We start from the raw sequence: 23,602 nt of genomic DNA on the forward strand, positions 1-23,602 counted from the left end.
GTGGCCACGGCCAGCGCGCGGTTCTCCGCCTGCGGCAGGGCGCTGGCCAGGGCGCGCGAGGCCTCGCCATCGACCGCGATGGCGAGCTGGGTGCCACCTGCCGCCGGCACGCCCAGCAGCTCGGCGGCGCGGCGCGACAGGCCGAGCACCCGCCCCGGCTGGGCCGGGCCACGGTCGTTCACCCGCACGCGCAGCTGGCGGCCATTCTCCAGATTGGTCACCAGCAGGATGGCGGGCAGTTGCAGGGTGCGGTGCGCGGCGACCAGCGCGGCCGGGTCCCAGATCTCGCCATTGGTGGTGCGGCGGCCGGCGCGGGGGTCGGCGATCACCGCCGCCAGCCCGGTCTCCTGCAGCGCAAAATCCTCGCGCGGGTAGGACCAGACGCCGCCCATCGCATAGGGTTCGCCCAGCATGTAGCGCGGCTGGGCGGCGGGCGGCGGCGGCGCCTGGCGGACACAGCCGGCGGCCATGGCCAAAGCGAGCAGCAGGAACGGGGTGCGGAGCATGGTGCCTCAGCCCACCTGATCGGACAGCAGCCCGATCGCCAGGGCGTAGAAATCGGAGGGGTTGTACCGCCGGATCACATGGAAATTCGGATAGACCGCGAAGGCCTGCCCGCCCGGCCCGCCGGGCAGCAGGATGGAGGTCTCCATCTCCAGCGGCGGCAATTCGCTGCCATCGGCGGCGGCGATGCCCTGGCTCAGCCAGTCGCGCAGCGGGCGGCGCGTGTCGCGCCCGGCCTGGCTGGTGTCGAAGCCGGGCGGCAGCGTCACCTCCCGCCCCCAGCGCTCATCGCCGCGCCAGCCATGATGGGAAAGGTAATGGGCGATCGAGGCCAGGGCGTCGGCGCGGCTGTCCCAGATGTCGCGCCGGCCGTCGCCGTCGAAATCGACGGCCAGCGCCTGGAAGCTGGTCGGCATGAATTGCGGGTGGCCCATGGCGCCGGCATGGCTGCCGCGCATCTTCTCCGGCGTCACATCACCCTGCTCGAGGATCTGCAGCGCCGCCAGCAGCTCGCGCCGGAAGAAGGCTCTGCGGCGGCCATCCCAGGCCAGCGTCGCCAGCGCCTGGATGGTGCTGAAGCTGCCGGTGAAGCCGCCATAATTGGTCTCCAGCCCCCAGACCGCCAGGATGATGCGGGGGGAGACGGCATAACGCGCGGAAATGCGCTGCAGCAGCTCGGCATGCTGCTCGGCCATGCGGCGGCCCTGGCCGATGCGCTGCGGCACCAGCCGCCCGTCGCGGTAGCGTTCCCAGGTCAGGGTGAACTCGGCCTGGCGGCGGTCCAGCTCCAGCACGCGCTGGTTGGGCGCGAGGTCGGCGAAGGCGCGACGCAGCAGGGCGGGCGAGACGCCCTGCCCCTCCGCCTCGCGCGAGACGCCGCGGAGGAAGGCCTCGAAGCTCTCCTGCGCGGCCAGGGCCGGGGCAGCGGCCGCGAGGGCCAGCGCCGGGGTCAGGGTCAGCAGGGTGCGGCGCATCGGCATGGCGGAGAGGTGCCACGGCCGGCCCCCTCCCCGCAACCGGCTACGGCCTTCAGAAACGGAAGGATACGCTGAGCGAGCCGAAGCTCTGCGTGCCCTGCTGGCCGTAGAACTCCTCCGAGCGCCAGACCTGGGTGTAGGCGAAGCGCATGCCGCGCCACAGCACGGCGACGCCGGCCTGGAAATCGCCCACCAGGATGCGCTTGTCGACGCTGCGGCTGTCGCGCCAGGTGTTGCCGTCCAGGAAGATGTCGCGCGCCACGGCCCGGCCATCGGCACCGATGAAGGCATACCAGCCGAAATCCTGCCGCGGCTGGATCCAGTGGGAGCCGGCCAGCGCCGGGCGGATGCGCGGCGGGCCGTAATCCGCCTCCAGCCCCTGGCCGATGCGCAGCAGGCCACCCGCCCCGGCATAGGTCGCCACATTGCCCAGGCTCAGCGTGACCGAGGGGATGGCCTCCATCTGCATGCCCGCCACCTCGCCCAGCGGCAGGCGCAGCTTGCGCTCGATGATGGCGTTGATCGCCGGCTCGTCCTTCAGCTGGGTGCGCCAGCCATTCACCTGATCGACATTGATCAGGTCGTGGTAGTTGTTCTGCACGAATTCGCCGAGCGCCGAGGGACCGACCACGCCGAGCTGCAGCTCGAAGGTGCTGGAGGTGCGCTCGGTGACGCGGTTCAGCGTCACCGCGCCGTAGAGGAAGGCGGCATAGGGGCGGTCGCGCAGGCTGGGCTGCGTCGTCTCGGTGTCCTGCGGGGTGTAGAGGCTCTGGCCCAGCGCCACGCCCCAGCGGAGCGTGCCCGGGCCCATCATCCAGTCCAGCCGGTCGTTCAGCCAGGTCAACGGCTCCGGCAGGTCGGCCGAGGGCGAACGCCAGGCGAACTGGAAGCCGTTGGTGTAATAGCGGTCGCTGCCGCCGAACATGTCGTTCTCGATGGAGAAGGTGAAGGTGCCGCGCGGATCGGGCGGCGGCGCGCTGTCGCCCGGCACCGGCCCCGGCAGCAGCGGAGCCAGAGGCGATTGCGCCAGGGCCGGCCCGGCCCAGCCGGGGCCGGCCAGGATGGCGCAGGACAGGAACAGGGTCGTCGCAAGAGCGCGCATGATCAATCCTTACTCGCGGCGCAAGCGCTAACGCGGCCATGGCGGCCGGGTTTACGCTTCCATCTGCAGGATCGTCATGGCGGCATCATGGCCGTGACGCCAGGGCGGATAACGCCGGTGGGGACTGCCCGGCCATCATGCCACCGGAGCGGCAACGCCCTGGCAGCGCGGTGGAGTTGCCCCGCTTCCGTGGACACCCCGAGGCTTGAGACGGAGGTGTCGAAGATGCCGAAATTCAGGGTTCCCTGCCCGCCGGCGTTCCGGCGGCAGATGGTGGAGCTGGTCCGATCAGGGCGAACGCCCGAGGAGCTGTCGCGCGAGTTCGAGCCGACGGCGCAGTCGATCTGGAATGGGGTCCGCCAGGCGGAGGGCACGGCCATGGCCCGCAAGCGGATGGCGCGGCTGATGCGCGGGGCCGGGCTGCGCGGTGTCTCCCGGCGTCGCTTCCCGACGACGACGCAGCGGGAGCCGGGCCACAGCCCCGCCAATGCTCTGGTCGGCCGCGACTTCCGGGCCGCTGGCCCGAACCGGCTGTGGGTGGCCGACATCACCGACGTGCCGACCGCGGCGGGCTTCCTGTTCCTCGCCGTCGTGCTCGATGTCTGGTCGCGCCGGATCGTCGGCTGGACCATGGCGACCGACCTGCGCACGCGCTGGGTGCTGAACGCGCTCGACATGGCGGTGACGGCGCGGAAACCCACCGATGTCATGCACCACTCGGATCAGGGCAGCCAATCCACATCCGTGGCGTTCGGCTGCGGATGCAAGGAAGCGGGCGCCCGCCCCTCCACCGGCTCGGTCGGCGATGCGTATGACAACGCCATGGCCGAGGCCTTCCTCGCCACCCTCGAGGGCGAGTTGCTGGACCGGCGCAGCTTCCGCTCCCAGGCCGAGGCCCGGATGGCGGTGTTCGCCTTCATCGAAGGCTTCTACAACCCCGCAAGACGCCACTCGGCCCTGGGCTACCTCTCCCCCATCGAATACGGAGCCAGAGCCATGGCCGAGAACGATGGCCCCCTACCCGCCAACCGTCCACGGAAGCGGGGAAACTTCAACTCCAGTTTCGCCTAGATCGTGCCGTTGAGAAGGGCCCGCAGCCCCTCCTGAAGATCGGCCCATTCATCGTCGCTGAACTCCATCAGGCCAAAGGTGCGCAGCAGGAACGCGCCTTCGGTGGCCAGCAGCGCCATCCTGGCGCGCCGCCCCTCGATGGAGTGGGGGTCGAGCCCGCCGAAAAGCTCCGCGTACCAGGACCTGCACTCCGCTCGGTGACGCGTGCTGTTGATCAGGGTTGCCATGAAGGCCGCCGCCCTGGCGCGTTCGGTGGCGTCCGTGGCCATGGTGATCTCAATATGGCCTCGCGCGACCGCCATCGGCCCCGGATCCGGGCCAATCATCGCGCTCATCTGCGCCTCATACTCCCCCGTCCAGCGCTCCAGCATCGCTTTGATCAGGTCGTCCTTGGTCCCCAGGCGCGACTGGATGCCGCCTTTGGAGACGCCCGCCGCCTTGGCCACGGCGTCGATGGTCAACGCGCCCGTTCCGTCTTTCAGCAGGATCTGCTCCGCGAGGTCCAGGACCCTGTCGCGGTCGATCGTCGGCGGACGGCCCATGGGTAACCTCCTTGACCAAGTTAAAATACGTACGTATGGATTTATAGGATCGAAGGCCCTCCGGCAAGCGCCCTGACCCTTCGACTCCACAAGTCCGGTGAATCCCAATGCGACGCCGCCATTCCTTGTCCCTGCTTCTGCTGCTCGCCGCCTGCGGCGAGGCGGCGCCTCCTGAAGCGACCCCATCCCCCACCAAGGTTGGCGTTGTCGAGGCCCACCCGCTGCCAACCCCTGTGGCCTTCGAATATGGCGGCCGGGTCACCGCGGTGCGCCAGACCCAGGTGCGCGCGCGCGTTGGCGGCATCCTCCTGGAGCGCGCCTACACGGAAGGCGCCCAGGTCCGTGCAGGCGATGTGCTCTTCCGCATCGACCCGGCCACCTATCAGGCGGCGGCCGACCTCGCGCAGGCGCAGGTGCAGGAGGCCGAGGCCGCCGTGCAGCGCGCCCGCCGCGACCAGCGCCGCACGGCGGCTCTGCTGCGGGCCGATGCGGGCAGCCAGAAGGACCGGGACGACGCCATCTCCGCCCTGGCACAAGCCGAGGCCAGCCTGGCCGCGGCCCGGGCACGTCTGGCCACCGCGCGCCTGGAACTCGGCTACACCACCGTCACCGCACCGATCTCCGGCGTCACCAGCCTGGAGGCGGTGCCCGAGGGCAGCCTGGTCAGCGCCGGAGGCGACAACTCCCTGCTGACCACCATCACGCAGATGGACCCGGTCCACGTGACCTTCGCCTTCAACGGACCCGACCTCGCGGCCCTCTCGGCCGGGGGCGTGCAGGATCTGCCGGTCCAGGTTCTGCTGGGCCGGGACGGCGGCCCCGAGGGCAGGGTGAGTTTCACAGAGGCGACCGTGGACCCGGCGACCGGCACGGTGCGCGGCCGCGCCACCTTCGCCAACACCGACCGGCGCCTGATCCCGGGCCAGTTCGTCCGCATCCGCGTCTCCGGCCCCGCGCGGCGGATCATCCGGGTCCCGCAGGCGGCAGTGCAGCAGGACGTCCAGGGCCCGTTCGCCTATGTGGTCGGCCCCGACGGCAAGGCGGAGCGGCGTGCCCTGCGGCTTGGCCGGACCCTGGGCCGGGAGTGGATCATCGAGGACGGCCTCCGGCCGGGTGACCGCGTTGTCGCCGAGGGGGTGGTGAAGGTGGTCGAGGGCGCGCTCCTCGAGGCGTCGCTCATTCAGGCGGCGGAGGCACGCCCGTGAGCGCCCGCTTCTTCATCGAGCGCCCGGTGCTGGCCGGGGTGCTGTCCATCGCCATTGTGCTGGCCGGTCTGGTCGCCATGCGCGGGCTGCCCGTCGCGCAATATCCTGAGATCGTGCCGCCGCAGGTCGTCGTCTCCACCACCTATTCGGGCGCCGATGCCGACACGGTGTCCCAGACGGTTGCCGCGCCGCTGGAGCGCGCCATCAACGGCGTCGAGGGGATGATCTACATGCAGTCGGTTAATACCGACGGCAGCATGACGCTGAACCTCAGCTTCGAGATCGGCACCGACCCGGACCAGGCGACCATCAATGTCAGCAACCGCGTGCAGGGCGTGCTCGCCACGCTGCCGGGCGAGGTGCAGCGCGTCGGCGTCACCGTGAACAAGCAGTCCACCGCTTTCCTGGCGGTGGTGTCGCTCACCGCGACGGACGAGCGGTTCGACGAGATCTTCCTCAGCAACTACGCGCTGCGGAACGTCATCGACGAGATCAAGCGTGTCCCCGGCGTCGGCAACGCCGCGCTGTTCGGGCAGAAGGAATACGCCATGCGCGTCTGGCTGCGGCCGGATGCGCTGGCGCAGTTCTCCCTGACCGCGTCGGATGTCTCCGCCGCCATCCGCGAGCAGAACCAGCAATTCGCCGCGGGCAAGCTGAACGAGGCCCCGGGCACGGGCGGCGCCTACACCTACGCCATGACGGCACAGGGCCGCCTGCCGGACGCCGAAGCCTTCGGCAACATCATCCTGCAGGCGCGGCCGGACGGATCGACGCTGCGGCTGCGCGACGTGGCGCGCGTGGAGCTCGGCGCCCAGCAATACGACTTCACCGGCAGCCTGAACGGCAAGCCGAGCGCGCCCTTCGGGATCTACCTGCAGCCTGGCGCCAACGCGCTGCAAACCATGGCGGCGGTCACCGCGCGGATGGACGAGCTGGCCGCCGCCATGCCGCGTGGCATGGAATACACCATCCCCTACAACACCACGGCCTTCGTCAAGGTCTCCATCCGGCAGGTCATCATGACCTTCCTGGAAGCCTTGGCGCTCGTGGTCGTGGTGGTCTTCCTGTTCCTGCAGAACTGGCGCGCCACGGTGATCCCCCTGCTCGCCATCCCCGTGTCCATCATCGGCACCTTCGCGGGAATGTACGCGCTGGGTTTCTCCATCAACATGGTGACGCTGTTCGGCATGATCCTGGCCATCGGCATCGTGGTCGATGACGCCATCGTCGTGGTGGAGAATGTCGAGCGCCTGATGACCGAGGAAGGCCTGTCCCCCAGGGCGGCATCCATCAAGGCCATGCAGGAGGTGACCGGGCCGGTCATCGCCATCGTGCTGGTGCTCTGCGCCGTGTTCATACCGGTGGGCTTCCTGGGCGGACTGTCCGGCCAACTCTACAAGCAGTTCGCCATCACCATCTCCGTCTCCGTCATCCTGTCCGGTGTCGTGGCGCTGACGCTGACGCCCGCGCTCTGCGCGGTCATGCTCAAGCCCGGCCATGGCCAGCCAATGCTGCCCTTCCGCCTCTTCAACCGCGGCTTCGGCCTGCTCACGCGCGGCTACACCGCCGGGGTGCGCCTGTTCCTGCGCCGCGGCCTGCTGGGGCTGCTCTCGCTCGCCATGGTGTGCGGCCTGACCGTGGTGCTGTTCCGCGCGGTGCCGGGCGGCCTGGTGCCGGAGGAGGACCAGGGCAACCTCTTCGTGGTCTGGAGCCTGCCGCCCGCGACGGCGTTGGACGTCACGGATGCGTCCGGGCGCGAGGTCGTGGACATCCTCCGCGCCGACCCGAACGTCCGCTCGGTGATGTCCTTCTCGGGCTTCAACCTGCTCTCCAACGCCGACAGCAGCAGCGCGGGCGCCGCCTTTGTCGAGCTGAAGGACTGGTCGGAGCGCCGCGCGCCGGAGCAGGACGCGCGCGTGTTGGCGGGCTCGCTGCTCGGCACGCTGTCGGGGGTTCGCGATGCCATCGCGCTGGCCTTCAACCCGCCCGCGATCGAGGGCCTCGGCACCGTTGGCGGCTTCGAGATGAAGCTGCTCGACCGCAACGGCGCCGGGCCGGAGGCCCTGGCGGCCGCCGTGCAGGGCCTGGTGGCGGCCGCCCAGGGGCGCCCGGAGCTGGCGGGTGTCAGCACCACCCTGCAGTCCAACGTGCCGCGCTACCGGCTGGACATCGATCGCGACGCGGCCAAGGCGCATGGCGTGGCGCTCACCGCCCTGTTCGAGACGGTGCAGAGCACCTTCAGCAGCCTCTACGTCAACGACTTCTCGCTGCTGGGCCGCAACTACCGCGTCAACCTGCAGTCCGAGGGCGCGTACCGCCGGGAGCCTGAGGATCTCAGCCGCGTCTTCGTCCGTGCGGCGCATGGCGAGATGGTGCCCGCCAGCACGATGCTGACCCTCACCCGCGTGGTCGGTAGCGATCTGGCCGAGCGCTTCAACGGCTACCCGGCCGCGACCATCAACGGCTCGGCGGCGCCGGGCTACTCCTCGGGCCAGGCGCTGCAGGCGATGCAGGAACTCGCGGCCGCCCTGCCGCAAGGATTCGGCATCGCCTGGAGCGGCGCCGCCTACCAGGAGGTGGCGGGCGGCAGCGCCGCAGCGCTGGCGCTGGGCTTCGGTGTGGTCATGGTGTTCCTGATCCTCGCCGCCCAGTATGGCCGCTGGACCCTGCCGGTCGCGGTGCTGCTGGCCGTGCCTTTCGGCCTGTTCGGCGCCCTGCTGGCGGTCTGGCTGCGCGGGCTGAGCAACGACATCTACTTCCAGGTCGGCCTGATCACCCTGGTGGGCCTGGCCGCCAAGAACGCCATCCTGATCGTCGAGTTCGCGGTGCTGGAGCGGCGGGCGGGCAAGTCGCCCTTCGACGCCGCGCTGGCGGCGGCCAGGCTGCGCTTCCGGCCCATCATCATGACCTCGCTGGCCTTCATCCTGGGCTGCGTGCCGCTGGCCATCAGCACCGGCGCGGGGTCCGGCAGCCGCGTCTCCATCGGCACCGCCGTGGTGGGCGGCATGCTGGCGGCCACCTTCCTCGCCGTGTTCCTGATCCCGCTCTTCTACACGTGGTTCGCGGGCAAGGCCGGGCCGCTCCCCAAGCCCGGGCACGAGCCTGCGCCCGCCACCTCCGAGAAGGCTCACTGACCATGAAGCGACCGCGAATCCTTCTCTCGGGGGCCGCGCTGGCCGTGCTCGCGGGCTGCGCCGTCGGCCCCGATTTCGAGCGCCCGGCCGCGCCGGAGGCCACCGGCTACATGGCGGCGCCGATGGCGGCGAACACCGCCAGCGCGGACGGCCCCGGGGGTGCCGTGCAGCGCCTCGTGCCCGGCGCGCCGGTGGCCGCCGAATGGTGGCGCGCCTTTGGCGCGCCGGAGCTGGATGACCTGGTCGCTGCGGCGCTTGCCAACAATGCCGAGCTGGCGGCGGCGCGCGCCACGCTGCGGCAATCCGAGGCGCTGTCTGCCGCCGGGCGCGGCGGCTTCTGGCCGACACTCGGGGCGAGCCTGCAATCGGCCCGCCAGAAGGCGGAGCCCATCCCGGCCGGTGACGCCCCGGGCGGGCTGCCGCCCTACTCGCTGCACACCGGCCGCGTGGAGGTGAGCTACGCGCCGGATGTCTTCGGAGGCACGCGGCGCGAGGTCGAGGAGCTGGTGGCAGAGGCGGATCGCCAGCGTTTCGAGCTGGAGGCGGCGGCACTCACCGTCGCCGGGAACCTGGCCAGCGCCGTGATCCAGGAGGCGGCGCTGCGGGCGGAGATCCAGGCAACAGCTGAGGTCATCGCCGCCTCCGAGGACAGCCTCCGCCTGTTGCGCCGCCGCGCGGCGCTGGGCGCGGCCGCCCAGAGCGAGGTGCTGCTGCAGGAAGCCGAGGTCGCGCAGCGCCGCGCCGACCTCCCCGCGCTGCTGAAGGCCGCCGGGGAACAGCGCACCCTGATCGCGGTGCTGACCGGCCGCACCACGGACCAGCCGCCTTTGCCCCTCCCTTCCCTGGAGGCGCTACGCCTGCCCGATACCCTGCCGGTACGGCTGCCCTCTGAGCTGGTGCGGCAACGCCCCGACATCCTCTCCGCCGAGGCCGCGCTGCGGGCGGCAAATGCCCGCATAGGCGTGGCGACCGCGAACATGCTGCCACAGCTGACGCTCACCGCGAGCTACGGCACGGCCCGGGCGCCGGGGGTGGACGCCTTCACGCCGCAGGGGCTGATCTGGTCGGTGGCTGCGGGGCTGACCCAGCCGCTGTTCCAGGGCGGCAGGCTGGCCCGCCAGCGCGACGCCGCCGTGGCGGCGCGGGATGCCGCCGCCGCCCAGTACCGCGGTGTCGTGCTGCGTTCCTTCAAGAACGTGGCCGATGCGCTGCGCGCCCTGGAACTCGACGCCGAGACCTTGCGCGCCCAGCGCGAGGCGGCGCGGGTTGCGGCGCAGTCGCTGGAGATCGCGCGGCGGCAGCAGCGGCTCGGCAGCATCACCACGCTGGAGGTGCTGACGGCGCAGCAGGCGGATGCCCGGGCCCGCATCGCCGCCATCCGCGCCCAGGCCGCCCGCTATGTCGACACGGTCGCCCTGTTCACGGCCCTGGGTGGCGGGTTCGGCGAAGCGGAGCGGCTCCGGTGACCCCATGAGCCTGGGCGACCCGGAGCCCTGCGCCCGGGTACCTGTGGCGAGCAGCGTGGCGTGGCGCTCGGCATGAGCTTCCTCGACAGCACCAGCATGCGCGCTCACCACAATGCGGAGGGTGCGGAAAAAAGAGCCCATGGCAGAGAGCGAGACTGGCGCGAGGCGCTTGGCCGATCCCGCGGCGGCTATGGCACCACGGCTTGCGTGATCGCTGACGGGCGTGGGCGGGCCATTGCCTTCGCTCTCGCGCCCGGCCAGGCGCATGAACTGCCTCTGGCGTCAGGTCTGCTGGACAGCCTGCCGGACGCGCCGGGCTGGATCATCGGAGACCGCGGCTATGCCTCCGATGCCTTTCGCGGGCGGTTCAGATCTGGAAGATGGGCGTACGTCCCGCCATTCCACCCAAGCGCACGGATGCGCCGATCGCCTGTCCCGCCTGGATCTGCAACAACCGTGCGCGTGTGGAGAACCTCTGGGCGCGACTGAAAGAATGGCGTCTCGTCGCCACCCGCCACGAGAAGGCCGCCCGTTCCTTCCTCGGCATTCTCTGCCTTGCAGCCGCCGCTCACTGGATCAAGCTCTACCAGACCCTAGCTCTCTCGGCTGTCCGTTGAATGAGTAGCGCATGAGCCACGATATTGTGTCGGCGCCGCGCACCTGCAGCCACAGGTTACTCCCGGCGCTATAGCGCCCCGGCTTCGTGGGGATTGGCTGCCCTCTGACAAGCCGAGCCATGTCAGCACCCTTCTCCCAGCCTTATGTCCAGCCCCCACAATGTGGCCCACAACAGGGACGAGGTGAAGCCAGCACCTGAACCGAAATCGAAACAAAAAATCCGAGCCGCATCAGAAGCTTGGGATGGCCCGCTGGAAGGTAGCCTGGCAAAGCGAAACAGGGGAAGTGGCGGAGGGGATGTCCGCCACAGTCTGATCTATCCCGATCCATGATCGACCAGAAGTATATGTTTTTTCTTGTGTATCTTCCGAGCTTACCTCTACACTCATCTATCCCCGTTCACCGCTACCCCCGAGACATTTGGGGGTAGAGTAGGGGGTAAGGCGATGGGGGTAGGTACGATGGGCAAGCTCTCTGCGGTGGTGGTAAAGACCCTTCGCCATGATCCAGCGAAGGGAAGCCGCCCGGTGCGCTTCGGAGACGGCGACGGCCTCTACCTCCAGGTCGCGCCTGGCGATACGAAGTCCTGGCTCTTCCGCTACACCCTGCACGGCAAGTCCCGCGAAATGGGGTTGGGCTGGGCGGCGCTCACCGACAAGGACGAGAAGGCCGGCGGCGTCTCGCTTGCCCGCGCCCGCGACCTGGCACGCGAAGCCCGCGCGATGCTGGCGGACGACCGTGACCCCATCGCGGAACGGCAGGAGAAACGAGAGGCGGTTAAGCGCGAGATCATCGCCGCGACGGCTTGCACCTTCGAGGCGGCTGCCCGCGCGCTGGTGGAGAACAAGCGCGCCGGGTGGCGCAGCGCGAAGCACGCAGCGCAATGGCTGACTACGCTCGAACAGCACGCCTTCCCGTTGATTGGGAAGAAGCACGTGGCGAAGATCGGAACGGAGGACGTGCTGGCCGTGCTCCGACCTATCTGGGACACGATCCCGGAGACGGCATCCCGCCTGCGTCAGCGCATCGAGGCGGTGCTGGACGACGCACGCGTGAAGGGCTGGCGGCCGGAGAACCTGGCCAACCCGGCTCGCTGGAAGGGGCATCTCTCGGCCACGCTGCCGCCTCCCCGCAAGGTGCGGGCGGTACAGCACCATCCATCGCTGCCGTGGCAACAGATGGGCGGCTTCATGGAGGCGCTAGCGGAGCACAAGGGCATGGCGGCCAAAGCCCTTGCCTTCACCATCCTGACCGGCAGCCGCACCGGCGCGGTGCGGCTCATGCAGTGGCGAGAGCTCGATCTGGTGGCCGCGGTCTGGACCGCGCCGGCCACCAACATGAAGACGAAGAAGCCGCACCGCACACCCCTCTCGCCCGCGGCTCTCGCGCTGGTGGAGAGCGTGAAGGATCTGGCGCGGAAGCCTGACGACTTGGTGTTTCCAGGCGCGCGTGTGGGGCGCCCCCTGTCGGACATGGCATTGTCGATGTTGGTGCGGGGCATGGCCTCCGACGGATTGGCTGAGCATGAACCCCCGCGCTGGCGTGACATCGAGAGGCGAGCGGTGGTGCCCCATGGGTTTCGCGCGACGTTCAAAGGGTGGAGCTTGGCGGCGGGCTTCCCTGACCCCCTGTCCGAACTAGCTCTCGCTCATATCGATAAGGACAAGGTGCGGGCGGCCTATGCGCGCGAGGACATGCTGGAGCAGCGCCGGCCGATGATGGATGCCTGGGCCGAACACTGCACAACAGTGCCCGCCGTCCCCGCCAGCCTCGCTGCAGCCCGCGCCCGCCGCGTCGCCGGGCGGACGTGACCCCATGCCCGGCGCGCAAGCCAGCCCCACCGACTCCCCGCGGGGCGTGCAGCGGGGCCGGCGTGCGTCGTCGCGCAAGAACCCGAGCCGGGCGGCACCCTCGGCGAAAGAGAGGCGGGCCATAGGCTTAATCCATCGCCTGGCCGCCGAGGTGGGACGGAGCGAAGCCGCCTGGTCGGCAACCTTCGAGCCGCCGGCAGTCACCCTCGAGGGCGAGGCGGCGCGCGAGCCCGAGCGGCACCGCTTCACACGCCAGCGCGAGCAGGCCACCGAGCATCTGGCCGCCTTCACGCCTCGCACGCTGCCAGGCCTCATCGCCCGCGCCCGTGTCGCGAAGGCACTGGCCGACCGGGACGTGGATGCCAGCCTCGCGGCCCGGGATGGCCGACCTCCTGCAGTTCACGCTGATGGAGGCCTTCGTTGCGCTGGGCGAAGCGCAGACTTCGCCACTGACGCAATGAACGCAGTCGCATAGACTACCCTTGGCTCGGCTAGGTTTGGCCGCCGAGCGCCCGGACCTCCGATCTGGGTTGCCGCGCCGACCTACCCCTCGGAGCTCCCATCGGAGAGGCGAGCATGACTGACGAGCAACATCGAGCACCTGACGACATCTGGACCAATCCAGATGTGTCGCCAACGCAGCTCGTCGAGTATCTATTCGAAAACCTCATCGCAGCAGAGTCGGTCGAGGAATACAGAAAGACCTGCGCCGACCTTATTCGCGGGGCGCGATACCTCGATGCGGACGAAATCGCTGCACTTGCCAATGCTGTGGAAGCTGGCTTCCCCAAGCGCGGCCGAGGGCAGCCAGCGCGCACAAAACGCGCACGTGACATTCGCTATCTGCTGATGTTCGGCCGAATTTTACCTGGACGGCGAGACTGGAAACGCGTGGATTTAATTAACGAAATCATGTCCAAATACCGCATGAACTTCAAGACCGCCGAAGCGGCTTACGATAAGGCCAACAGGGAACTAAAGGCAGAGGCCGCTGCTCGTACGGTAAGGGACCTAGATTAATCAGAATTTGTTTTGGTAGAATACGCGAGAATAGCTCAGTAGATGGTCAGCCGCCCCACGAAACATGGAGAGGCGGCTATGAATCACCCGAACCCGCGACAGGCCCCGCTGGCCACAGCGTCGTTTGTCCCGAGCACCACGGCGGACACATCGCGCCGCAATGCCATTCGCGCCAATCGCGCTGAGGCGCGCACCCTCGCAACCGATCCGCTGCTGACGGCCCAGGAGGCTGCCGCCGAAGCGGGCGTCGCGCTCTCGACCTGGTGGAAGCATGTGAAGTCGGGCCGCTTCCCCGCGCCGACCTATCCGCTCCCCCGCTGCCCGCGCTGGCGGCGTTCGGAAGTGCAGGCGGCTGCGCTGCAGGAGGCCGTCTAATGCCCGGTATGGAAACCCCGCGCACCGTGCCGCGTGCTATCGACAACTACCCGGACGACCTCCCTTTCCCCGTCTGCCACGACTGCGGGGCGCCGGACCCCGAAATGGCGATGCGCACGACCGAGTGCTTGATGTGCGGCTACAAGCCGGGGATCGGCCGCGTCTCGCCGAACCCCGACCAGACCAGCCCCGAGCCCGAGCCGAAGCCTCTCGTCGAGGGGCCGGGCAGCATCCCGCCCTGGAAGCGCCAACACACCGCCTAAGCGAAACCGCCGGAGCCTTGCGGCCCCGGCGGGAAGCATGCGCGATCGCCCTGGAAGTGACCTCGACAGCCACTTACTCGCGAAGCGCAACGCCGAACGCCGCGGCCCAATGGCTCCGGCTCCACCAGTCAGGAGCCGAAAGATGAACAACACCATCATCCCCAAGCCGGGGAACAACTTTGAAGCCCAGGCGCGCGACCTGGCGGGCGCGACCGTTGCCGCCTTCTGGCTTGGCGCGGCGCCGCAATGCTCCTTCGATTACGACCACGAGAGCGCCAGCTGGCTCGGGCGCCTGCACTGGCCCGCCCTGCCCAACCCCGCACATCGCCTCCTGGGTGCGGCGGCGGTGCTGGCGGGTTTTATGGCGCGCCCCGCCCTGCCACAGGACCGCTTCTTGCTCCGCAAGTGCGATGTGCGCGCCCTGGCGAATGCCAGGGCGGATGTGCTCGCCGCGACGGAGGCGGCGGGCGGCGATGCCACGGCGGGAGCGACGATCCACGAACGCCTGCTGATCGAGGTGACAGTGCTTGTGAGCCAGGAAAACGATCGCATCGCCGCCGTCGCCGCGCGACTTTTCCGCGAAGGCAACCTCACGGCCCGTGACCTCCGCCCGCTCATGCGCGGGTTGGGCCGCACCACGCCCTCGATGTTGTTCGACCACCTCCGCTGCGGGCTCAGCCTTGCCCCGCTGCCGCCCGCCTTCAGCGAGGAGTAGCAAGGATGGACACGCACGGTATCGCCTCGGGTTCCGTGCCTCCGTACGTTGCGAGCGTCACCGATACCGCGCGGCTCCGCTCGGTGAATTATTCCGAGATCGCGCGCTTCGTGGATGCTTTGTTTCGCTACGCCACGCCCGGGGGCTGCGTCAGCCTCCGGGCGTTCCGCGAGGGCGCGAACGGGGTCTTCGACGTGAGTGCGCACCGCATCGGCGTGGACAAGCTCGGTGAGCTCGCTGGTGCTGCGGTCAGCCTCGCTACGCGAGCCGCCAACGCCCCGTTTCCCGTAGTGTTCTGCCCCCCCGTCGCGACCTTCACCAATTCCGAGAAGGCGGATGAGGCCAGCCTGCTGAACGGCCTCGCGCTCTCGGTGGAGTGCGATGCGATGCCGCTTCAGGCCCGCGTTAAGCTGGAAAGCCTTATCGGTCCGGCAACTGTGGTGGTGGCCAGCGGCGGCGAGTGGGCGGACCCGCAGACAGGAGAGGTGCAGCCCAAGCTGCACCTCCACTGGCGGTTAAATGAGCCGACCTTCGAGCACGACGAGCACGCGGTATTGAAGCGCGCCCGCGCGCTGGCTGCGGCGCTCGTTGGTGGCGACGCCAGCAACAAGCCGATCGTCCACCCGATCCGCTGGCCGGGCACTTGGCACCGGAAAGGGGAGCCGCGTCTCTCGCGCATCGTCGCCTTCAATCCGAGTGCCGAAATTGACCTCCAGGAGGCCATGGAGTGGCTTGAGCAGGCGTTCAAGGCCACCGGCGCCGCGGAGGTGAGAAGGACGGCTGGCGCCCTTCCTGCAGGCGATCTGGGCGCGGGCGAGGAGCGGGAGACTGAGGAACTGATCCCCGCAATCCTCTCGGCGCAGGACTACCATGCCCCGCTGGTGGCCTTGGCAATGCGCTACCTAAAGGGCGGCATGGCGGATGCCCAGGTGGTGCTCACGCTTCGCGGGATCATGAATAGCGTGCCCCCCGACATCCGCGAGGTGAAGGGCGGCATCTTCCAGGCGGGCCGGTGGCAGTCGCGCTATGACGACATTCCCCGCGCCGTGAGCACCGCGCGCGAGAAGCTGGACGAACGCACCGAGGCGGGCGCCGATACCGCGAACGCTTGGGCAGACACGGAGAGCTTCCGGCTGGATTTAATGACCCAAGGCGAGCCGCCGCCGCGGCGCTTCCTTCTCGAGCCGCTGATGCCGTTGGGCACGGTGGGGCTCCTGTTCGGCGAGGGAGGGTTGGGCAAGAGCATGGTGGCTCTCGACCTCGCTCTCCTGACCGCCCGCGCCACGCGGGGCTGTGGCCTGGCGGAGCGGTTGCTGGGGCCGCTGGGAGGAACCATGACGCAGCACGCGGCAGGCGCCTCTGTCTTCATCACCCTGGAGGACGACAAAGCCGAGCTACACCGCCGCGCTAATGCGCTGGACCCCCACCGCGAACGAGATGGCGCGCCTTGCTTCGTCATCCCGGCGCTCGATTTGCCCGGCTTCGATCCGGCATTGGTGACGACCGACCGAGGGCGCGTCGCGGTGCTGACCAGTTTCGCGGCGGCCGGGCTGGACACGCTGTTGTCAAATATCGCGCGGAGTGGCGGGCACCCCGTACGGCTGCTGATCCTGGACCCGGCTGGGGACTTCCTGGAAGGTGACGAGAACGACGCCACGCACGTCAAGCGCCTCATGCGCCTGCTCCGAGAAAAGGCCAGCGCCCATGGCTGCACCATTCTTCTCCTTGGGCATGTGGCGAAGGGCGCGAGTGGGGCCAGCATGCGCGGCAGCGGGGCTTGGGTGGCGAATAGCCGCTTTGCCTATAGCCTCCGTCGCCCCGATCCCCAAAGGGAGAAGACTCTTATTGGCCAGTTGAGGCGCGCAGGCGTGAAGGAAGCATCTATCGTGATTGGCCAGCTTGTGAAAGCGAACCATGCGGGAGCCCCCACACATCGGGATCGTGTCTTCGTGCGGTGCGCCGAGACCGGACGGTTGATCGACGAAAGCCGGCGCATCACTCCGCCCGAGCCCGACGCGGCGCTGATTGAGGCCTTGGTCGCCGCGTGTGCTGACTATGCGGCGGCGGGCATTCCTTTCAAATTGACCGGCGCGGCGGGGCTTTATGCCGGGCAGGCTGATCTGCCCGAACCGCTCTCCACGCTGTCGAAGAACAAGCTCGAGCTTCTTGGCAAGCAGGCGGTAGAAGCCAGGCACTTGGTGAAATGTAAGGGGCCGAACAGCAGGACACCGGACTGCTTGGATGTCCCGGGCGGCCCTTACGCGAAGGGGCCGCCGGTGGTGACCAACGCAGGCTCAAGGCGTGAGGCCCTCGCGCAGTATCGCCGCCGCGGGCATGCCCAACCGGCGGCCATCATTCCCGAAGATCTTGGGAATTATCGGAAACGAGACATTCCTGATGATTCCCGGGAACGAAAAAAGCGGCAGAAAACCAAGGGAAAATGACTCAGATCTTCATTCCCGCCCGTTTTGTTCCCGGGAACGCTGAAACCCGCAGAAAACCTGACATTCCCACGTTTCTGGTCTCTCCCCCTACGGGGGGGGAATGCCTCTCGCCACCTGAGGCATGCCCCCCGTGGTCGAATAGGTTTTGTGCGCGGCTCGGGGCATCGTCAGATCGCTCCGCGAATGGCCGATGCGTCTTAGCCGCTCCCGCGTGTGCCCCGGATTGAGCGTCGCCGAGGCGCGGGGCTCTTGCGGCACGCCATAGGAGGCGCCGTCCCACTATCCCAGCCTCTCGCCTACCATGGGGCCAGGTTCCAAGCCGCGAAGCTCCTTCCGCTGGCACTGACGGGCTGAGAATCATAGCGTCCTACCCTCTGTCGGCAGCACGTAGGGCGAGAAGCCGCCCAGCAGGGCGCTGGAGGCGTTCTGTCCCGAGCAGGCAAGGGCCAACCAGCAGCAGGCACCAGAAAGCCCGCTCACGACCCTCCTGGGCGGGTTCTGGCGAGGTGCCCCGTTGGGCAGTCCACCTTCGTGGAAGGCGCTCCGGCGGCCGTGCTATGCTGGCAGCATCTGCCGCGCAGGAGTGCGGTCCGTTTCGCTCATTCGGAAGGACCCGATGCCTCAGACCACGCCCCGCGCCAAGCCCGCCGGCGCAGCGCCGAAGGCCGCAGCGCCTCGCCATATCGGTCGCCCACCCGTCAAGCCATCCGTGGACGATGCCGAGGCGGTGGCTCGGTTGTGCGACCTTCTCATCTGCGGCATGAGCATGAGCGAGGCCTGCGCGCGGGACGATAGCCCGAGCCGCACGGCGGTCTACACGAAGATGGCGGCGGACGCAGCGTTCCGGGCGACTATCGCGCGCGCGAGGGAAGCCCAGCAGCACGCGATCATCGACGAGACGATCGAGATGGCCGACGCCGCCACGCCTGAGGATTGGCAGGTGGTCAAGCTTCGCATTTGGGCGCGGCAGTGGCGGGCAGCGAAGCTGGCGCCGAGGGTATATGGCAACAAGGTAGAGATGGCGGGGAGCAACGAGAACCCGCTGACGCTTCTCATCCAGGAGGTACAGGGCCGCGCGCTCAAGCCGGCGCAGATTGTGGATGGCGAGGCGGAGGATACCTGATTATGCCCCAGCACCTGGGCAACCTGGCTACGCCTTGGCTGATGTCGGGGCGGAGGGCTCGAATCCCTTCACCCGCTCCAGTCGATCTCCTTACAACCTGTCTCTCCTGACCAGGGCGCCGCGCTGAGGCGCAGGTTTCCTGCGGTTTTCGGCCCTGACCTTGATGGTGCAAGGGCAGGACAAGGGCAGTTTTTCTCTCTGAAATGCCGGAGACTCTCCCCGCCTTGAGGGTTAGCCGATTTTGCCAACAAGGTCTAACGCCTTGTTTTTAGTCGATCTCTGGCACGGCTCCTCGCCTAGACTTCAGCATTTCTATCGCTCCACCTAGGATTCGGAGAGCGGAGAATCTCGCTTCGGCCACCAAGGGGGTGGGCGGACAGCGTACCGGGAGCTCGAATCCCAGCTGCTCCGCCAGTGCTCCCCGCGTCAGCCTCTCTACCGCGGATGCCGACGCCGAAATCCCCCAGCTTCCGCCAAGGTTTGCCGCCGGTCCTGTTGACCGCCAGGACCGCAACGAAGGCCGAGTTCGGCTCTCCGGCCGCCCTTTCTCTCCGGACGTCCTGACCTGGCCGATTTAGTACGCCGCAACAAAATGGGAAAAAACAAGGCGTTGCGGGGACCGCAGTGCCCTGTCAGTTCGAATCTCGTCCGCCATGCGTTTCAGCGGCCCCCATAGTTGCGACTGCCCGCAGCACCGCGAGCTGATCGCCAACCCTCAGCGCATGCACGAGCTCCGTCAGGCCCCGCGTGATCGGCCCTATCGTCCGACGCAGGTGCACCAGATCGACATGGGACTCTAACGGAATGGCGCCGAACCCGCGGCCCGGCGCGGATCGGATCTGGCTGTAGCGGAACGCGATGCCACCCGGATCGAAGCGGGCGAACTCGCCGATCCGAGCCCGGGCCATGGCGGGCAGCCCCGCGCCATGCTCACGCTGAAGCCGCTCGGCGAGCGCGGCCAGGACGCGGCCACCATCCATGGCACGCAGAAGCCGGTCGCCTGCATGCGCCGTCCCATCGAGAACAGCTCATCTGCCGGCCAGGCGGTCTACGAGCCGTTTTGCGGCTCCGGCACCACGCTGATCGCCGCCGAGATGACCGGCCGCGCCTGCCACGCGCTAGAGCTCGATCCGGCCTATGTCGATGTGGCGGTGCAGCGCTGGCAGGCCTTCACAGGCCAGCAGGCGGTGCTGGAGGGCGATGGCCGGATCTTCGCGGAAATCGCCCCTGCGCGCCAGCTTGGGGCGGGGGTGGCCGTCTGATGCCGCGCCCTGGCCCCAGACCCATCCCGACCGCGCTGCATCAGCTGCGAGGCTCGTTCAACGCCACACGCCACGGCCGTGGCCGAGCGGGGGAGCCCGCGCCGGACGGAGAGCTTGCCGCCACCGCCCCCGACTGGATGAGCCCCGGTCAGAGGGAGAGCTGGGCCTATGCCATGGCGCACGCACCGAGGGGCCTGCTCAAGCCGCTCGACCGAGGCGTACTGGCGGTCTGGGTAGAGGCGGAGGAGCGGCACCGCACCGCCATGCAGCAGCAGGCCAAGCTCGATGCCAGCTCCACCCTGCCGCTGATGACCCGCGGCAAGGATGGCCAGCCGATCCCCTCGCCCTATCTCCGTATCATCCGCCACGCCGCCGAAGCCATGCTGCGTGCGGCCAGCGAGCTGGGCTTCTCGCCGGCGGCCCGGCCGAGGCTAACGACGGGCCAGGCGGAAGCGTCGGCCCAAGAGGAGAGCCCCTGGACCCGGCTGCAGGTGATCCATGGTCGCAAAGACGCCTCCTGACCCTTGTCCGGGCGTGGCCGAGGCGCTGGCCTATGCCGAGGCTGTGGTTAGCCACGCGATCCCGGCCTGCCAGTACGTCCGTCAGGCTGCTGAGCGCTTCCTGGCCGACAAGGCCGCGGCGGAGGCTGGAGAGGGACCCTGGGCGTTCCGCCCCGACCTCGCCGAGGCGGCGATGCTGTTCGCCGAGCAGCTGCCCAACATCAAGGGGCCGGAGGCCGGTCACCCCCTGCGCCTGATGAGCTGGCAGCGCTTTGTCTTTGCCAATTTGTTTGGCTTTGTGGAGCGTGGCACCACGACCCGCCGATTTCGGCAGGCGGTGGTCTACGTTCCTCGGGGCAACGGCAAGACCACCTTTGCCGCGCCCATCGCCCTCTACCTGACGTTCATCGAGGGTGAAGGTGGCGCCGAGGGCTACGCCGCCGCGGTCACGCGGGATCAGGCACGTATCCTGTTCGACGCCGCCCAGCAGATGGTCCGCCGCAGCCCCAAGTTCCGCCAGGCCTTCGGGGTGGCCGAGCGGGCGAACGCCATCTACCAGGAGCAAACTGCCAGCAGGTTCGTGCCCGTCTCCTCCGACGCCAAGTCGCTCGATGGCCTGAACGTGGCGGTGGCGGTCTGTGACGAGTTGGCCAGCCATCGGACCGCCCAGGTCTATGACGTGCTGCTCACCGCCATGGGCAAGCGCCGCCACCCGCTGCTGCTATCCATCAGCACCGCAACCGGCAACACCAGCGGCATCGGCCGGCAGATGTGGGACTACGCGGTTCGGGTGCTGATAGGGCTAAAGCAGGATGAGCGGCTGTTTGCGTTGGTCTACACCGTCGATGATGAGGATGATCCTTGGGACGAGGCCTCCTGGATTAAGGCCAACCCATCCTGGGGCCAGGCGGTGCAGCCCGATGCCATCCGCGCCATCATGCGCCAAGCCCGGAACAACCCGGCGCAGGAAGCCGCCGCCAAGACTCGGCACCTAAACGTCTGGGTCGGCGCGGACGAGGCGCTCTTCAGTACGCGAGCCTGGAAGGCCTGCGTCGACCCTGGTCTCACCCTGGATGCGCTGGCAGGGCAGGAATGCCATGTGGCGGTGGATCTGGCCGCTACCACAGACCTGACGGCCCTGGCCTTGGTGTTCCCGCGGCGGGGACCTGATGGCAAGCCACACTACGACGTCCTGGCCCGTTGCTACCTGAACGAGGCGGCGGTGTTGGAGGCGAGGAATCCCTCCTATCCGGCTTGGGCGGCGGAAGGCTGGCTCACCGTCACCCCGGGCAACGAGACGGACATGCGGACCATCGAAGAGGATCTGCGCGGCGTGGCTGAGCGCTTCCAGGTCAGGAGCCTGGCCTTTGACCCTTGGCAGGCGCGGCAGATGCGCCAGGCTCTGGCCGCCGACGGCCTGCCAGTGGTCGAGTTCCACATGCGCACGGGCAACCTCTCGGAGCCCACCAAGGAGCTAGGCGCGGCGATGCTGGCCAGTCGCGTCCGGCACGATGGCAATCCGGTGCTGGAATGGTGCATTGGCAATGTGGTCGGGCACTACGACGCCCGCGGCAATGTCTACCCGCGCAAGGCCAGACCCGAGCAGAAGATCGACGCCGCCATGGCGCTCATCATGGCACTGGGGCGTGCCACCAGCGCGGCGGAGGAGGAAGGGGGCTTCTGGGAGTTCCTGCACGACCCGATCTTCGTGTGAGGGGAAAAGCCACCGGCGCGCTGTATCGCGTGCGACAAAACACCCTTGGCAATAGCCTGCGAGTTCCCTCAGCAATACCATCCAATTGACAAGTAGTACCGGAGGCCGGCATGGCCAACACTGGACCAGCAAGGATCAGGTGACCATTCCGAAGCCAGCGCGCGATCTCCTGGGCATCATTGGCAGCGCAGTCGAGTTCGCCTGACGCCTGAGGGTCAGGTTCTACTCGCCCAGGCCATTGCTGCATCACGCCGGCAGATCTGCTTCGCGGCTGCGAGGGACTGCTGGTCCTGGTATGACCACGAACCAGATCATGGCCTCGACGCGCAGCGAGGACTGAGAGCCCATTTCGCAACCCTGGTCGACGCCAACGTTCTGCTCGATCTCCCGACGGACGACCCGCACCAGGCGATGGTCGGGCCAGACCAGTAATCGCAGTTTTCGCAGCGAAAGCGGGACGGAAGTGGGCTGATGAGCGTGCGCGCCTGAAGGCAGGGCTGCACCGCTATCCCTGCTTGCGCAGTGATCGAATGAACCGGGGGCCGGTTTCGGCGAAGCCTGTAGCCCGGCAGAATTCGCACAAAGCTGGCGCATCCGGCGTGGTCATGATCTCCAGTTCACCGCAGCCGGCAACGCGCGCAGCCTGTGCAGCCGCCTTCACCAGGAGCCGACCGATTCCCTGGCGGCGCTCCTCGGGGCTGACCAGCAGCGTGCTGATCTGCGCCCTGGGGCGAGCCGCCTCGAGCGTGGGATACCAATGCAACACTACGAGGCCGCTGGGCGGCCCCCCATTTCAGCGCCACCAGTGCCGTCGCGGAGGCTTGGCGCAATGCCACGAGCCGCTCTGCCAGATCGCGAGCATTGATGGCGTAGCCGGCCGTCGCGAGCAGGTCGGCAAGGCCAGGCGCCTCGGTGGCGTTGGCAGCGCGGATCTCCAAACCGTAGCGTGATGTCACTCGTGCGGTCCACACATGTGGAGGGAGGTTAGCCCGGGTCAGCCACGGCATGAAGCAGGGCCGCGTCCCGGTCCTAATCGGCCCCCCTTGAGCCAGGCCGAGGGTGAACAGCCAACATGGTCAGTACACGCATGTCGAGCCAGGGTGCCGGCGACGTGCTGGCCTCGCTGACCACGATGCAGTGGAACGTCCCGTCGAAGGCCTGGACCGGCGGCGCGACCATGGCGGACGCGTCGCTGAACCGGCGCATGACGGTGCGGCTCGGCCCGGGCGTGGCGTTCGCGCAGATCGGGATCATCGGCTTCGACGGGCAGATCGAGCTCGAGGCGCTGCGGCTCTATGGCCTGCCGGAGGACGCGCCGGCGGTGCTCTATGGCTGCCCGTCGCTGCCGGCGGGGACGCGCACGCTGGCGCTGGAGACCAGCTGGGACCTGCCGAGCCTCGGTCCTGGTGCGACGGCGAACGTTGACGTCACGGTGCCTGGCGCGCGGCGGGGCGACTTCGCCGACGCCTCGCTCGACACCAGCAGCATCGCCTTCGTGCTCGACTGCCATGTGTGGTCGAACAACAGCGTGCGCGTGACGGCGCGGAACGTCAGCGCCTCGACGGTGGACCTCGCCGCGACGCCGCTGGCGGTACAGGTGGTGAAGCGGCGCATTCCTTGAGCTTGAGAGAGCGCCGTAGCGGATAGGGGTGCGGCGACGTTGCCGCCCCCCTCGCTCTCACGCCCAGATCCCTTGGCCGGCCATATGGCGGCCGGCCTGGTGGGCTCCGCCCAACGCAACCGCGAGCGCACCAAC

General features: G+C 68.6%; 20 protein-coding genes and 2 pseudogenes. 16 read left to right on the plus strand and 6 right to left on the minus strand.

What is annotated here, in order from left to right; genetic code table 11:
• From HMPREF0731_RS01635 to HMPREF0731_RS01645, 3 genes are all read right to left on the minus strand, one after another.
• Nucleotides 1–506: septal ring lytic transglycosylase RlpA family protein (locus tag HMPREF0731_RS01635; RefSeq protein ID WP_007002248.1), on the minus strand; the 506-nt coding region annotated here is incomplete at its 3' end.
• Between the two features lie 6 nt (nucleotides 507–512).
• Nucleotides 513–1,484, minus strand: a complete 972-nt coding sequence (locus HMPREF0731_RS01640; protein ID WP_007002249.1) for a lytic murein transglycosylase — start codon at nucleotides 1,482–1,484, stop codon at nucleotides 513–515.
• Between the two features lie 49 nt (nucleotides 1,485–1,533).
• Nucleotides 1,534–2,583, minus strand: coding sequence for a lipid A deacylase LpxR family protein (locus HMPREF0731_RS01645; protein WP_007002250.1), 1,050 nt, complete (start codon nucleotides 2,581–2,583; stop codon nucleotides 1,534–1,536).
• A gap of 270 nt (nucleotides 2,584–2,853) precedes the next feature.
• On the opposite strand from HMPREF0731_RS01645, the pseudogene HMPREF0731_RS01650 reads away from it, so the two are divergent.
• Nucleotides 2,854–3,567 (plus strand): annotated as a pseudogene (locus HMPREF0731_RS01650) (IS3 family transposase); the annotation flags it as partial.
• A gap of 83 nt (nucleotides 3,568–3,650) precedes the next feature.
• Here the strand turns inward: HMPREF0731_RS01650 and HMPREF0731_RS01655 are convergent.
• Nucleotides 3,651–4,196 (minus strand): TetR/AcrR family transcriptional regulator, encoded by a 546-nt coding sequence (locus HMPREF0731_RS01655; RefSeq protein ID WP_007002252.1) that lies wholly within the window; start codon nucleotides 4,194–4,196, stop codon nucleotides 3,651–3,653.
• A gap of 125 nt (nucleotides 4,197–4,321) precedes the next feature.
• Between HMPREF0731_RS01655 and HMPREF0731_RS01660 the strand changes: the two genes are divergently transcribed.
• The 11 genes and pseudogenes from HMPREF0731_RS01660 (at nucleotide 4,322) to HMPREF0731_RS01700 (ending at nucleotide 18,370) form a co-directional block, all read left to right on the plus strand.
• Nucleotides 4,322–5,401: an efflux RND transporter periplasmic adaptor subunit gene (locus tag HMPREF0731_RS01660; protein WP_245538219.1), complete on the plus strand. Its 1,080-nt coding sequence runs from the start codon at nucleotides 4,322–4,324 to the stop codon at nucleotides 5,399–5,401.
• Nucleotides 5,398–8,535, plus strand: a complete 3,138-nt coding sequence (locus tag HMPREF0731_RS01665; protein ID WP_007002254.1) for an efflux RND transporter permease subunit — start codon at nucleotides 5,398–5,400, stop codon at nucleotides 8,533–8,535. The genes HMPREF0731_RS01660 and HMPREF0731_RS01665 overlap by 4 nt, the downstream gene beginning before the upstream one ends.
• Before the next feature lie 2 nt (nucleotides 8,536–8,537).
• Complete coding sequence (locus HMPREF0731_RS01670; protein ID WP_040611834.1) at nucleotides 8,538–10,001, plus strand: efflux transporter outer membrane subunit; 1,464 nt, start codon at nucleotides 8,538–8,540, stop codon at nucleotides 9,999–10,001.
• 48 nt (nucleotides 10,002–10,049) lie between these two features.
• Nucleotides 10,050–10,618: pseudogene (locus HMPREF0731_RS23495) on the plus strand (IS5 family transposase); the annotation flags it as partial.
• Nucleotides 10,619–11,080: 462 nt separating this feature from the next.
• Entirely contained in the window at nucleotides 11,081–12,430 is a 1,350-nt protein-coding gene (locus HMPREF0731_RS01675) for a tyrosine-type recombinase/integrase (RefSeq protein ID WP_007002258.1), read from the plus strand.
• Between the two features lie 576 nt (nucleotides 12,431–13,006).
• A complete protein-coding gene (locus HMPREF0731_RS23955; RefSeq protein ID WP_007002260.1) occupies nucleotides 13,007–13,450 on the plus strand; it encodes a hypothetical protein in 444 nt (147 codons plus the stop codon).
• Nucleotides 13,451–13,528: 78 nt separating this feature from the next.
• A complete protein-coding gene (locus tag HMPREF0731_RS01680) occupies nucleotides 13,529–13,825 on the plus strand; it encodes a helix-turn-helix transcriptional regulator (protein WP_007002261.1) in 297 nt (98 codons plus the stop codon).
• 26 nt (nucleotides 13,826–13,851) lie between these two features.
• A complete protein-coding gene (locus HMPREF0731_RS23960; RefSeq protein WP_169312244.1) occupies nucleotides 13,852–14,088 on the plus strand; it encodes an ADP-ribosylation factor GTPase-activating family protein in 237 nt (78 codons plus the stop codon).
• Between the two features lie 142 nt (nucleotides 14,089–14,230).
• A complete protein-coding gene (locus HMPREF0731_RS01690; protein WP_007002263.1) occupies nucleotides 14,231–14,803 on the plus strand; it encodes a hypothetical protein in 573 nt (190 codons plus the stop codon).
• A gap of 5 nt (nucleotides 14,804–14,808) precedes the next feature.
• Entirely contained in the window at nucleotides 14,809–17,247 is a 2,439-nt protein-coding gene (locus HMPREF0731_RS01695; RefSeq protein WP_007002264.1) for an AAA family ATPase, read from the plus strand.
• Nucleotides 17,248–17,956: 709 nt separating this feature from the next.
• Entirely contained in the window at nucleotides 17,957–18,370 is a 414-nt protein-coding gene (locus tag HMPREF0731_RS01700; RefSeq protein ID WP_007002266.1) for a terminase small subunit-like protein, read from the plus strand.
• Nucleotides 18,371–19,002: 632 nt separating this feature from the next.
• Here HMPREF0731_RS01700 and HMPREF0731_RS24840 read toward each other — a convergent pair.
• Nucleotides 19,003–19,350 carry a hypothetical protein gene (locus HMPREF0731_RS24840; protein WP_169312239.1) on the minus strand — a complete coding sequence of 116 codons (348 nt, stop codon included), beginning with the start codon at nucleotides 19,348–19,350 and terminating at the stop codon, nucleotides 19,003–19,005.
• 24 nt (nucleotides 19,351–19,374) lie between these two features.
• Here HMPREF0731_RS24840 and HMPREF0731_RS01710 point away from each other — a divergent pair, with 24 nt between their 5' ends.
• From HMPREF0731_RS01710 to HMPREF0731_RS01720, 3 genes are all read left to right on the plus strand, one after another.
• Nucleotides 19,375–19,632: a DNA methyltransferase gene (locus tag HMPREF0731_RS01710; protein ID WP_245538220.1), complete on the plus strand. Its 258-nt coding sequence runs from the start codon at nucleotides 19,375–19,377 to the stop codon at nucleotides 19,630–19,632.
• Nucleotides 19,633–19,805: 173 nt separating this feature from the next.
• Entirely contained in the window at nucleotides 19,806–20,153 is a 348-nt protein-coding gene (locus HMPREF0731_RS22995; protein WP_157135883.1) for a P27 family phage terminase small subunit, read from the plus strand.
• Between the two features lie 13 nt (nucleotides 20,154–20,166).
• Nucleotides 20,167–21,846 carry a terminase large subunit gene (locus HMPREF0731_RS01720; protein WP_157135884.1) on the plus strand — a complete coding sequence of 560 codons (1,680 nt, stop codon included), beginning with the start codon at nucleotides 20,167–20,169 and terminating at the stop codon, nucleotides 21,844–21,846.
• A gap of 505 nt (nucleotides 21,847–22,351) precedes the next feature.
• Here HMPREF0731_RS01720 and HMPREF0731_RS26445 read toward each other — a convergent pair.
• Entirely contained in the window at nucleotides 22,352–22,612 is a 261-nt protein-coding gene (locus HMPREF0731_RS26445; RefSeq protein ID WP_211207877.1) for a GNAT family N-acetyltransferase, read from the minus strand.
• Nucleotides 22,613–22,957: 345 nt separating this feature from the next.
• Here HMPREF0731_RS26445 and HMPREF0731_RS01725 point away from each other — a divergent pair, with 345 nt between their 5' ends.
• Nucleotides 22,958–23,467 (plus strand): hypothetical protein, encoded by a 510-nt coding sequence (locus HMPREF0731_RS01725; RefSeq protein ID WP_245538221.1) that lies wholly within the window; start codon nucleotides 22,958–22,960, stop codon nucleotides 23,465–23,467.
• The last annotated feature ends 135 nt before the right edge of the window (nucleotides 23,468–23,602 follow it).

It is taken from the genome of Pseudoroseomonas cervicalis ATCC 49957 (assembly GCF_000164635.1).
Lineage (GTDB): Bacteria > Pseudomonadota > Alphaproteobacteria > Acetobacterales > Acetobacteraceae > Pseudoroseomonas > Pseudoroseomonas cervicalis.